General features: G+C 70.8%; 11 protein-coding genes. All 11 read right to left on the bottom strand.

Annotated elements, in window-relative coordinates:
- Nucleotides 1–35: 35 nt before the first annotated feature.
- Nucleotides 36–602, bottom strand: coding sequence for a 4'-phosphopantetheinyl transferase superfamily protein (locus AB0O36_RS30355; RefSeq protein WP_365115712.1), 567 nt, complete (start codon nt 600–602; stop codon nt 36–38).
- 17 nt (nt 603–619) lie between these two features.
- Nucleotides 620–895 carry a hypothetical protein gene (locus AB0O36_RS30350; protein WP_365115710.1) on the bottom strand — a complete coding sequence of 92 codons (276 nt, stop codon included), beginning with the start codon at nt 893–895 and terminating at the stop codon, nt 620–622.
- Nucleotides 888–1,760, bottom strand: coding sequence for an alpha/beta hydrolase (locus AB0O36_RS30345; protein WP_365115708.1), 873 nt, complete (start codon nt 1,758–1,760; stop codon nt 888–890). The genes AB0O36_RS30350 and AB0O36_RS30345 overlap by 8 nt, the downstream gene beginning before the upstream one ends.
- Nucleotides 1,761–1,781: 21 nt before the next feature.
- Nucleotides 1,782–2,756: a nitronate monooxygenase gene (locus AB0O36_RS30340; RefSeq protein ID WP_365115707.1), complete on the bottom strand. Its 975-nt coding sequence runs from the start codon at nt 2,754–2,756 to the stop codon at nt 1,782–1,784.
- Complete coding sequence (locus AB0O36_RS30335; RefSeq protein WP_365115706.1) at nt 2,756–3,583, bottom strand: aminoacyl--tRNA ligase-related protein; 828 nt, start codon at nt 3,581–3,583, stop codon at nt 2,756–2,758. The genes AB0O36_RS30340 and AB0O36_RS30335 overlap by 1 nt, the downstream gene beginning before the upstream one ends.
- Nucleotides 3,580–3,828 carry an acyl carrier protein gene (locus AB0O36_RS30330; RefSeq protein WP_365115705.1) on the bottom strand — a complete coding sequence of 83 codons (249 nt, stop codon included), beginning with the start codon at nt 3,826–3,828 and terminating at the stop codon, nt 3,580–3,582. The genes AB0O36_RS30335 and AB0O36_RS30330 overlap by 4 nt, the downstream gene beginning before the upstream one ends.
- Nucleotides 3,825–4,703, bottom strand: coding sequence for a diiron oxygenase (locus AB0O36_RS30325; protein WP_365115704.1), 879 nt, complete (start codon nt 4,701–4,703; stop codon nt 3,825–3,827). The genes AB0O36_RS30330 and AB0O36_RS30325 overlap by 4 nt, the downstream gene beginning before the upstream one ends.
- 77 nt (nt 4,704–4,780) lie before the next feature.
- Entirely contained in the window at nt 4,781–5,710 is a 930-nt protein-coding gene (locus AB0O36_RS30320) for a hypothetical protein (RefSeq protein WP_365115703.1), read from the bottom strand.
- Between the two features lie 199 nt (nt 5,711–5,909).
- Complete coding sequence (locus tag AB0O36_RS30315) at nt 5,910–7,661, bottom strand: fatty acyl-AMP ligase (RefSeq protein WP_365115701.1); 1,752 nt, start codon at nt 7,659–7,661, stop codon at nt 5,910–5,912.
- A gap of 422 nt (nt 7,662–8,083) precedes the next feature.
- Nucleotides 8,084–9,016, bottom strand: a complete 933-nt coding sequence (locus AB0O36_RS30310; protein WP_365115700.1) for an alpha/beta hydrolase — start codon at nt 9,014–9,016, stop codon at nt 8,084–8,086.
- A 150-nt stretch (nt 9,017–9,166) separates the two neighbouring features.
- Nucleotides 9,167–10,237 (bottom strand): ketoacyl-ACP synthase III family protein, encoded by a 1,071-nt coding sequence (locus tag AB0O36_RS30305; RefSeq protein WP_365115699.1) that lies wholly within the window; start codon nt 10,235–10,237, stop codon nt 9,167–9,169.
- Between the last annotated feature and the right edge of the window lie 1,407 nt (nt 10,238–11,644).

Raw genomic sequence — 11,644 nt, 5'->3', positions numbered from 1 at the left:
CGGACGGGGCGCGGAGGAGAGGCGCGTCGCGGAGTTCAGCGCCGTATGGACACGGCGAACGAGAGATCGGCTTCCGAGCGGACCCACACCGGGACCGGCTGACCGCGGTAGGACGCGGTCAGCCCGGTGTCCGAGAGGCTGAGTTCGATCCGCCAGAAGACGAACTCGCCCAGTGCGCCCATGCCGTTGAGGGCCTTGAAGGCGGCCTCCTTGGCGGCGAACAGATCGCGCGGGGTGTACGCCCCGCCGGGCGGGAGCAGCAGGCGCCGCTCCCGCTCGCGGAGGACGAACGCGGCCGCCCGCGGGCTGATGGCCGCGTTCTCGATGTCGACTCCCACCGCGGCGGCGCCGGGGACCACCACGGCGACCGCCAGGCGGTCGGTGTGGGAGATCGAACCGGCGAACCCGTGCGGGAAGCCCGGCCGGCCGCCGGGTCCCCTGGGTACGGTCCGCTCGGCCGACCCGGCCGCCGCCAGGGCCGCGGCGGCCGCGCGGCGGCCCGCCGCGAACTGCTCGGCGGGACCGTGGGGCGGGGGCACCGGGTGGCAGGAGACCGTGGTCTGCGGTGCCACCCCCTCGGGGAGTTCCAGGGCGACGGCCACCGCAGGTCCCGCTGCCGTCAGCCGCGCAGTGCGAGGACGTGGCCCGTGAGGGAGTCGACGGAGCGGAGCACCTCGGGCTGGACGTCGTCGTCCCATTCGAACCCGAACGCGTCCTCCATCGCCACCAGCAGGCTGACCAGTCCGGTGGAGGGCAGTCCGGCCTCGCGCAGCGACACCGAGTCCTCGATGCCGCCGGGGAAGCGCTCACGGCCGAACAGCTCCACCAGGAGGTCGCGGATGCGCTGCCGCACCGCGACCTCGGTGTCGGCCTCGCGGACCCCGGTGTCAGCCACGCGCTTCCACTTCTTCGATCAGCTTGTGGATGACGGCCTCGAAGCCGTCGGGGTCGTCGAGGAAGGGCACGTGGCCGGCGTTGGGGACGAGCTCCAGGCGGCCGTCGGGGAACAGGGCGGCCACCTCCCGGCCGCGTCCCGGGCTCAGCAGGATGTCGTCGTCGCCGAGGTAGATCACCGACGGGGCGGTGACGCGGGTCAGCAGCTCGGGGTCGGTGTCACCGGTCTGCACGAGGGAGAGGCCGTTCGCCAGTTCCTCGGGGGTGGACATGGCCATGAAGCTCTCGCGGAACCCGAGGAAGGCCGGCGTGCCGCCCTCCTCGTTCATCTGACCGCTGATCACCTCGGCGTAGATCTGGTTGTACAGGGAGGCCATGCCGTGGTTCTGCAGGGTCAGCAGCCAGGACTTGTTGAGCTGCCGGTGGCGGCGGAAGCCGCGGAGGCCGTAGACGGGGCCGGCCAGCACCAGGCCCTTGACCCGGTCGGGGTGGGCGATCGCCACGTCGCGGGCTATCTGGGTGGAGGCCGAGGTGGCGACCAGGTACGCGGACTCGACGCCCAGGGCGTCGAGGATCCCGATGACGTCCTCGGCGTGCTCCTCCCAGGTCGGCTCGCGGTCGAGGCGGCTGGAGCGGCCGTGGTTGGCCAGGTCGTAGCTGATCACCCGGTGGTTCTGGATGAGCGACTGCGTGTGGGACCGCCAGAACGGGGCGGTGATGAAGAAGTTGTTGAGGGTGAGGATCGTGGTGGGTCCCTCGCCGTGGGACTCGTAGTAGATCTCCACGCCCTCGCGGGTGGTGATGCGCTCGGTGCCCTCCTCGTAGGAGAGGTCGTACGGGCTCTCTGGCGCTTCGGTGTCCGTCATGGTCTCGTCCTTCGTCCTTCTCTAGTTCGTGACCGCGGGGGAACCGGGAAGTACCCCCGCGAAGCCGGCGACGACGTCGGCGGCCGATGTCTCGGCGGGAATCGCACTGCAGGAGAGGCCGCAGTAGAGGGCCATCTCCTCGATCCGGCCGGTGGTGGCCTCGGTGGGGACCGCCGCGCTGAACCGCGGCACCAGGTACGGCTTGCCCTCGACCACCGTCTTGCCGATGAACTTCTTCGGCTGGTCCGGGTCGGCGGTCACCGCGGTCGCCAGGACCCGGTGCCGGCGGCCCGGCCAGCCGATCTCGTAGACGTCGGTGATCACGGTGTCGCTCTCGCCGGCCGCGGTCACCAGTGCCTTGAACCGTTCGTGGGCCCGTGACTCGTGGGCGACCACGAAGGCCGTTCCGAGGAGCACGCCGTCGGCGCCGGCGGCGACGGCCCGGGCCGCCTCCTCGGGCGAGCCGATGCCTCCGGATGCCGCGATGCACGCGTCGGGCAGTTCCGCGCGGAGCGCGGCGACCAGCTCGTCGCGCCTCGCGGTGCCCAGCAGGTGGCCGCCGGCCTCGATGCCCTGGGCCACCACCACGGCGCCCAGGCCGGCCGCGCGGACCCCGTCCTCGACGGTCCCCACCTGGACCACCAGGTGCCGGCCCGCGTCGGCGACCCGGTCGAAGACCTTGTCGTCGGGCATGCCGAAGAGGGACACGTACACGTGCGGCGGGGTCTCGTCGAGGACCTGTGTGAGCTGGTGGTCGAGCTCCTCGGCTCCGACCACCTCGGGGATCAGGTTGATGCCGACGGGCCGGTCGGTGCCCGTGCCGAGCCGGTCGAGCATGGCCGACAGGGGGGCGCCGACGAGCTTGTAGCCGCCCGCGCAGCCCGCGGCGCCGGCGTTGGACACCGCACAGGCCAGTTCCGCGCCGGCGACTCCGCCCATGCCCGACTGCAGCAGGCCCACGTCGATGCCGAGCACCGCCGCCAGTGGGGGACGCATCAGCTCAGGCTCTCGACCGCGGCCAGGGCGGCCTCCGCGCTGCCGAACCGCTCGGTGAGGGTGTGCACCCACCGCTCCAGTCCGAAGGCGAGGCAGCTGGTGTGCGCGGTGCTGTCGCCGGCCTCGATGGAGCACCGCTCGCCGAAGAAGTTCCGGTGGTAGTTGACCGAGCCGATGGACAGCCCGTTCACGATGAACTCCTCCTTCACCGGGAACAGCCGCTGCATCTTCGCCTTGCCGCTGTTCTTGTCGAAGAAGGGGTCGGTGGCGGGCTCGATCTTCATGTCCAGGCCGAGCTCGTCACACAGGGCGGTGACGGCGTCCTTGGCGCGGAGCAGGTGGTCCTTCGCCCGGTCCTCGGGTCCGATGCAGACGATCTCCCGCATGGAGAAGCCGAGCAGCCGCTGGAGGCCCCGGTAGTGGTCCTCGTTGCGGAAGCAGGTTCCGACGGTGGTGACCATGGTGCCCTCGGCGGGCAGCGTACGGCCGGCCAGGTCGACGTAGATCGAGTAGCAGGCGGCCGACGGGAGGGCGAACGAGGTCGGCTCCATCACCTCGGTGGGCATCCGGTCCACGGGCCGGGGCGCCTCACCGAGCAGGCCGCCGAGGCGCTCCGGGTCGAGCCGGGTCGCCGTGAGTCCCAGGTGCGGGAAGTTGTCGTAGTAGTCGAACGTGTCGAGGTCCTTGCACCGCATCAGGAACGGGTAGCGGAACTCCGGCGCGTCCCAGCGTTCGGCCAGGCGCAGGAAGACCGCGTCGGCGGCCCGCAGCAGCTTGAGCTGGCTGCCCTGCAGGACTCCGAGGCCGTTGTCGGTCGCTGTGGTCATCGGACCGGCTCCTTCTTGAAGAATCGTGCTTCCAGCGCGAGGAGGGTGCGGAAGTCGTCCAGGTCCAGCTCTTCCGGGTCGATCGGCTCGCCGGTGAGCTCCTCCAGCAGGAAGATGAACTCGACGAAGGCCAGGGAGTTGATGGCCCGGCTGTCGATCAGGTCCAGGTCGTCCGTCAGCACGCCGAGCTTGGGGTTCCGGCCGGTGATGAACTCGCGGACCGCCTGCATCGGTTCGGTGGTCACTTGATCACCTCTCGGCCCACGCCCGACTTGGACAGGAACTTGCGGGTCCGCTTCAGCACCGCGTCGTGGGCCTCGATCCGGGCCGGGTGCTCCAGCGCGGCACGGCGCACCGCCAGCGGGTCCGGGATGCCGGCGTCGCGGTAGGCGGCCGGGTTGTAGAGGGTGCCGATGCTGTACTGGAGGTAGTTCTCCAGGTACTCGGCGACCACCGGGACCTCCTCCGGGTCCCGCTTCGCCACCTGGGAGAGCAGGTTGGTGAAGATCATCCGGCCGAACGCGACGTGGCGGCTCTCGTCCTGGTGGTGGACGCGGTTGATCTCGCGGGCGATGTGCGGCAGCGACTGGTCCGTCGCCATGTGCGCGTTGTAGTAGTCGACGATCTCCTCGAAGATGAGGATGCGCGCGAACACGATCAGCTCGCGGGCCACCGGCGAGAGGTGGTCCACGGAGTCGGCCTTCAGCGTGGGCTGGGCCGGGTAGAGCTTGCCGCCGTAGCGCAGGCAGAACTGCGCGAAGAACCACATGTGCTCGTTCTCCTCACCGATGAAGTGGTGGAGGAATTCCGAGACGTCGGCGTAGGTCCGCTCGTGGATGCGCATCACGACTTCGCTCATCAGCTCGCGGATGCCGTGGATGTTGAGGCTGAAGAAGTTGATCGCCTCGTACCGGGTCAGTGCGATCTGCTGCTCACGCGTCAGCTCGTCCCACATCGGGGTTCCGGCCAGCGTGGTCAGGCTCTCGCTCATCCACGGCATGTCGGGCTCGATCTTCTCGGGCCAGTCGAACATCGTGTACGGGTTGTAGTACCCGGACTCGGCCAGCTGCTCCAGCCGGTCCAGCTCCAGCACGACCGGTTCGATCTCACGTACCGCCATTTTGACTATCCTTCCCAACGGAGTGGCTCTGGAAATGCGACTTCGGCACCGGGGACTTCTTCGGCGTCAACTCGGCGTCAACGCGCCGAACGGATGTCGGCGCGCACGTGGACCGGAAGCGGTGAGCCACATTCGTGATAGCCGAAGGACCCGTTACCGGAAGCGGTGGACGGAATCACCTTGTTGTAGATCGACCCGATGCACAGTTCCTGGAAGTCCCCGGTGTCGGCCGAAAGCCGTGCCGCCAGCTGCGCCTTGGCGATGTCCACGGTCTTGAGCACACCGTCCTCGTCCTCGACCTCCACGCAGGCGTGCGGCAGGTCGAGGGCGCCGCCGAGGACGCCGCAGAACCAGCCCCGCTTCGCCTCGGCCCGGTAGCCGGCCGCGCGGAACCGCTCGGCCAGCAGGAGGCTCGCCGCGATGCAGCTCGTCGCGCCCAGGTCGTGCACCAGCGCATAGTCGGCCTGCATGGCGACGGGGATCATCTGCCAGCGGTAGCCGGCGCCGAGGTACTCCCGGGTCAGCCTGCGCAGCTCGGAGGAGACCAGGGGGGTCCGCACCCCGGTGGTGGTGACGGTGGCCGCGTACTCGGCAGACCCGGCGCTCGGCACGGGTGCCGTCCCGCCCTCGACGCGCCCGCCGAAGCGGGCGGCGTCGGGCGCCTCGAACCGCCAGGGTGCGACCCCGTCGCACTCGGTGCATTCCAGGTGGACCCGGAAGTCCCAGGTCTTCTCGCGGAGCAGGTCGTCCATCGACCGCCCGGCGAAACGGAAGAGCATGCGGAAGGCGAGCTCGGGCTGCGTGTTCGACTTGCCCGAGTACATTCCGAGGTTGTACAGGTCGTTCGCGTCGAAATTCCGCACGCCCGACTTTTCCTCGAAAGGCAGGCCCGCGTCGACGAGCCGCTCGATCTCCTCGGGCCCGCAGCGCAGCATTTCCCGGGCCGCGGATTCCGAATGGGTCCTGACGGCGTACTCGCCGGGAATGAACTCGATGGAATCCGCCACTTTCTCCCAGGGCGTATCCGTTGCTACAGCTTGGTCTGGCACAGTGCCGGCCCCCCTGCCTGAAATCTGCGGAACAATCCCGACGGTATCAGCCGGAGTTCACGTCGCGACAGATTAACTTCACATACGTACCCATGCGTTTCACACAAACGCATTGGAGAAATCAATGCCCGGAGACCAGCCGCACCGGACCTACCCGTCACCGGGCCCTTTCACCCGCCGCGTTCAGTTCGCCGTTCTCGTAGCGCCGCTTGCACTCGCGGCGCTGCACCTTGCCGCTGGAGGTCTTCGGCAGTGCTCCGCGCCGTACGACGAGGACCTCGTCCGGGGTGATCCGGTGGCCTTCGCGCACCGCGTCGTACACGCGTTGGCGAATGGTTTCCGCACCGGTGGTGTTGAGCAGCCGGCCGTCGGCCTCCACGACCAGCACCAGACGCTCGCGCTCGCCGTCGTCGCAGGAGAAGGCGGCCGCGCTGTTGGGGTGCAGTCCCGGTACGGCGCGTTCCGCCGACAGTTCGAAGTCCTGCGGGTAGTGGTTGCGGCCCTTGCGGATGATCACGTCCTTCAGCCGCCCGGTGACGTAGAGCTCGCCCTCGTGGAGGAAGCCGAGGTCGCCGGTGCGCAGGTGGGGAGCGGTCGGCGCGCCGGGGCCGGCGAGGCGTGCGCGGAAGGTCCGCTCGCTCTCCGCCTCCCGGCCGAGGTAGCCGGCCGCCACGCAGGGGCCGGAGATCCAGATCTCGCCGACCCGTCCGTCGGGGAGGGTCCGCCGGGTGGCGGGGTTGACGATCCGGATCACGGTGCGGCCGACCGTGCCGCCGTTGGCGACCAGGGGTACGGCCCCCTCGTCGTGTTCGCCGGCGGGCAGCGCGGTGCCGTCGCGCAGGGCGGCGGCGGAGACCCAGAGGGCGGCGGGCTCGTCCTCCGGGCGGGAGCCGGTGGTCTTGAGGGTGTTCTCCGCGAGGCCGTAACCGGGGCACATGGCGCGGGAGTCGAAGCCGTGGGGCGCGAACGCCTCGGTGAAGGCGCGGATGGTCGACCAGCGGACGGGCTCGGCGCCGTTGGCCGCCAGGCGCCAGCGGGACAGGTCGCCCACCGTATCGGCCTTGCCTTCCGCGGCGGCCCGGGCGCAGAGCTCGTAGGCGAAGCTGGGTCCGCCGGAATGCGTCCCGCCGTACCGGGCGATGGCCTCCAGCCAGCGGACCGGGCGGCGGATGAACGCCTCCGGGGGCATCAGGTAGGAGGGGATGCCCGCCCACAGGGGCATGACGATGCCGAAGAGCATGCCCATGTCGTGGAAGTGCGGCAGCCAGCTGACCACGGTGCCGTCGGGTTCGCAGGGGCCCACCTCGTCGGTCTCGGCCACGTTCGCCAGGAAGTTGGCGTGGGTGACGACGACGCCCTTGGGGGTCCCGGTGGAACCGGAGGTGTACTGCAGCAGCGCGGTGTCCTCGGGGCCGGGGGGCGCCGGCAGGGGCGCGGCCGGGTCGTACCGGAGGGTGTCGGTGGCGATCAGGGTGAGGCCGGCCAGGGCCGGCATGTCGCCGAAGTTCTCCCGGAGGTCACGGGCGACCTCGCTGGTGGTGAGGACGGTCGAGGTGCCGGCGTCGTCGGCGATCCGGCGCATCCGCTCGACCTCGTCGCGGCGCCGGGGCACCTGGACGGGGGCGCCGGCCACGCGTCCGTACATGCAGCCGAGGAGGGTGCGGACGAACTCCAGTCCGGCCGGGTGGGCGAGCACGGCGCTCCGGCCGGCGAGCCCGTGGGCCGCGAAGGCGGCGGCCCGCAGGCCGGCCTGGTGGTGGAGTTCGCGGTAGGTGAGCGTCTCCTGCGGTTCCTCACCGTCGTGCAGGAACACGAAGGCGGTTTCGTCGGGTTGCTTCTCGCTGCGCAGTAACAGGGCGTCGCGGAGGGTGCGGACGCCCACGGTCGTATGCGGTCCGGTGGTGCTCACGGTCAGGTCTCCTTGTTGGCCGGTCGTCGTGCACGCGGGCCGGCGCGCGCCGTCCGGGTGCACCGTCTGCCCGTCAGGGCCGGGGAATGCGGGGAAGCGGGAAGGCTCCGAGCGGGACAGTCGAAGCAGGAAGAAGTGGGAGCAGGAAGAGGCGGACACGGGGCGGAGGTCCGCGGCGTGCGGCGGACGCACGGCCGGCGGGCCGGGTACGCCGGGGCGCCGGGCGCGCCGGGAAGGCCGGCACCCGGAACCGGTCCGGTGCTCCGTGCCCCGTCCGGGGCCGGGTACCGGGGCCGGGTCCGGGTCCGTGCCCCGCGGCGCCGCACAGCCGGCGCGGGGTACGGACCCGGTGGCCCGGCCCGACTGGGGGCCTGTCCGGCGGATCGTGGCCGGGGTGGCGGCCCTGATCCGCCGGACAGGCCCTAGTGCGGCACCGCCACCTGGGTCAGCAGGTGCTCCACGGCGGCCAGCACCCGGTGCGTCGCCTCCGCTGCCGCGGGAACGACGTCGGCCAGCAGGAGGTAGCCGTGCACCAGGCCCGGCGCCGGGACGTGCCGCACCTCGACGCCGTCGGCGGCCATCCGGGCCGCCAGTGCGACGCCGTCGTCGTGCAGGGCGTCGTACTCGGCGGTGCCGATCACCGTCGGGGGCATCCCCCGGTGGTCCGCGCCGAGCAGGTCGATCGGGTCGGTTCCGTGCCGGGGCCGCGGCACGTACTGCTCGTAGTACCAGCGCAGGTCCTCGACGTCGGACAGGTAGCCCGTCCCGTAGGTCCTGGCCGACTCCGACGTGAGTCCGGGATCGGCCGGCGGGTACACCAGGACCTGCGCGGCGAAGGTCACGGTGCCGTGGTCGCGCTCGTGGAGGGCGATCCCCACGGCCAGGCTCGCGCCGGCGCTGTCGCCGGCGATCACGTGTTCCCGCCCGGGGAAGGCGGCCGCCGCCCATTCGGCGGCGGCGATGCCGTCCCGGAGCGGGACGGGGTGCGGGTGTTCCGGTGCGCGGCGGTAGTCGACGGAGACGACCACCGCTCCCAGGACGGCGGCGATGCGCCGGCACACCCCGTCGTGGGTGTCGACGTCGCCCACGACCCAGCCCCCGCCGTGCAGGTAGGTCACGAGGCGGCCCCGGTCGGTGACCGGGAGGTAGGTGCGCACCCCGAAGCTGCCGTCCGGGACGCCGATCGTCCGGTCGGACACCTCGGCGACCGGCTCGGGCGCGGCGCCGCCGCGCGTGCGGGTCGCGCCGTCGGCGTACCGCCGGCGCACCTCCTCCACGGGGAGCGTGCGTACGGGTGCCGGTCGATCGACAGCCTGCCATTGGATCAGGGCGCGGACGAAACGGTCGAGGGGCACGGATCTCTCCTCGGGTCACGCCGGCGGCGGGTTCGGCGGTCGAACCCGCGCGGCCGGCGGTACGGGACGTGGGGATGCGGCGGGGTGCGGGGGAGGTACCGGACGCCGGCCGTCACGGCCGGCGTCCGCCCCGGATGCCGGCCGTGGTTCTCAGCGGGTGACGTCGGCGGGCAGCTCGAAGTCGGTGGTCATCTCGGTCCATTCCGGCACCGACTCGATCTCGACGACCGCCGCGGTCAGCGAGTACCCGCCGCCGGCGCCGACCAGGAGCACGTGGTCGCCGGGCCGGACCTCCTTGGTCTCCACCAGGCGGGCCACGGCCGCGGTCAGGTCTCCGGCGCCCAGGTGTCCGGTGTAGCGGCCCCAGTTCCACAGGGTGCGGTCGGCGGTGATGCCCAGCGGGTTGTAGAACTGGACGTGCATCATCAGGTTGCCCATGTTGGGCAGCAGGACCTTGGCGAAGTCCTCGGTCTTGTGGCCGGTCTTCTCGCAGACCTTGCGGACGACGCGGAGCAGCGCCTCCTCGGCGCGCTGGAGCACCGACTCCTTGCCGACCTCCTCCAGGTAGGACTTCTTGGCCACCCGCAGGTTCTCGTCGATCACCTCGCCGTAGGTGGAGGTGAACGGGTCGGTGCCTCGGTGCAGCGGCTCCAGGGAGGCGTCGGTGAGCGAGGCGATGGCCTTGATGCGGGCGAAGCCGCCTTCGGTGGAGAGGACCATGCCGGTGGAGCCGTCGCCGAAGACGATGCCGTAGGAGCCGCGCCAGCGGTCGAAGCCGGGCGGACAGAACCGGTCCGCGGTCGTGATCAGGGCGCTCTTGGCCCGGCCGGTCTCCAGCTGGGCCACCGCCAGGTCCATCGCGGCCATGCCGCCGTTGGACATGCCCTCCACGTTCAGCGCGAAGGCGTCGGTGATCCCCAGCTCGCGCTGGATGTAGGGGGCGGAGTTCCAGTGGTGGTCGCGGCCCTGGTGGTAGATCGAGGCGTGGAGGACCAGGTCGACCTGCTCCCCGACCACGCCGGCGGCCCGCTCTAGGGCCTTTCGTCCCGCGATGACACCCATGTCCGGAACAGATATGTCGGCCGAGGCGACCGGGAGGCAGGGGATGTCATTGACTTCGTTCTCTTCGGCGCTGTACCTGCCCTCGGCCAGCGCGTCCTTGCACGATTCCGCGGACGGAATCCAGGTCGCGGCTGACGTAATGTAGACAGGAATGCTCATGCTGTGGTTCCTCCCAGTTCGATGCCCGTCGAGTCGGCAGTTCCCGGGCACTGAAATGCCGGACCGATCCGGTTGCGGCGGCTTCGCGCCATGGGACTGACCAGGGGTCAACCCGCGCTCCCGCTCGGCGATCCGGCTCGTATCAGTTCGCGAACACGCTGCGCGACGCTGTGAGACTTCCGCCGACCGAAACCATCACGTATCTGTTTCCGCCGCCCACGCTACAGCGTCCGCCCCGGGCATTCTCATATGCGTTTCTCACGACTTGCGGTTAATCCTGCACGGCACGGAGAGGCCCCGGACAGGAGGCAAGGTCCGGGCGGCATCCGGTGATTGCAGTCGTCGAATTGGAGCGTACCTGCGAGTAGCGATCTCGTGAACCCCGGGACGCGAACACGCGCAATAGCGCGCTGCCGGAGCGCGCGTAAATCACGGCATTCCAAACGCGGGCGCCGATGGGGGGCGTACGGTGCGCACGGCGGGAGCCGGCGCACACCCGTGCCGCCGGGGCGGCGCACGCCGAGGCCGCCGGGGCGGCACCTCCCGCTCCCCGGTCCGCACGCCCCGGCCGTCAGGCCCGGGTCGCCACTCGCCGGCCGGCCCGGCGCGTCACCCCGCAGCCCTGCTCTTCATCCCACCCCGAGCCCCAGGCCGGCCAGGCCGCCCCACGCCGGCCCGTGCGGGTCCTCCACCCTCTTCACCCCGGCGGCACGCGCCCGTCACCCGCCCCCGGTCCGGGCGGCATCGTTCGTGATCACCGCGCCGCCACCCCGTTTCGAAACACGTCCGAATATTACCCTACCGCGCAGCCGTGACTGATGCACCGTCAAGTCGGGGAGACACGCCGCAAGAAGAGGAGAACCCGGGCGGAGCCCGTCGGGCCGGCGGTGGCGCCGACCCCGCCCGTGGCCTGCACGGAGAGGCGTAACGGGCCCCGCGGCACATCCCCACCCACGCCGGACACAGCCACCAACACATCTCCATATGGCCCGAGTTGACGCATCGAGCGGAGTACGCTTGCGCTTCGAGCGGGAGGGGTGACAATCAGCCGCCCCACCGCTACCGTGTGACCGCGTACACCTTACGGGTGGAAGACGGGGGAAACGTGCTCAGTCAATCTTTGACTGGTGGTTTACTCGGGGGCTTTGTGTACCTACGCCAACACATGCAAGCATGGCGATCGTTGCAGGATGTCACAGCGCCCGGACTGCCGCGCGAACCGTGCAGCAGTCGCAAATGAGTTGACCCGGCGATAACCCCTGGCTGACCTCAGCGCACCATCCGGCTGCCACGCCCATTCCTGCGTCGCCGTCACAGCGTCAAGACTGCGCGCCGGTTTCGCCTTTCCGCATACGCGGAGCACGCGTCGCCGCCACCTTGAGGTACGCCTCCTTCAGCTGAACGCGC

The organism is Streptomyces sp. NPDC089799 (assembly GCF_040684755.1).
In the GTDB taxonomy this organism is placed as follows: Bacteria; Actinomycetota; Actinomycetes; order Streptomycetales; family Streptomycetaceae; genus Streptomyces.
This window is presented reverse-complemented; position numbering and strand designations above follow the sequence as displayed.

Bases quoted from the DNA above. Each gene is read 5' to 3' on its own strand.
- AB0O36_RS30345 (WP_365115708.1), bottom strand. From the start codon at position 1,760: ATGACGGACACCGAAGCGCCAGAGAGCCCGTACGACCTCTCCTACGAG.
- AB0O36_RS30340 (WP_365115707.1), bottom strand. From the start codon at position 2,756: ATGCGTCCCCCACTGGCGGCGGTGCTCGGCATCGACGTGGGCCTGCTG.
- AB0O36_RS30325 (WP_365115704.1), bottom strand. From the start codon at position 4,703: ATGGCGGTACGTGAGATCGAACCGGTCGTGCTGGAGCTGGACCGGCTG.
- AB0O36_RS30335 (WP_365115706.1), bottom strand. From the start codon at position 3,583: ATGACCACAGCGACCGACAACGGCCTCGGAGTCCTGCAGGGCAGCCAG.
- AB0O36_RS30305 (WP_365115699.1), bottom strand. From the start codon at position 10,237: ATGAGCATTCCTGTCTACATTACGTCAGCCGCGACCTGGATTCCGTCC.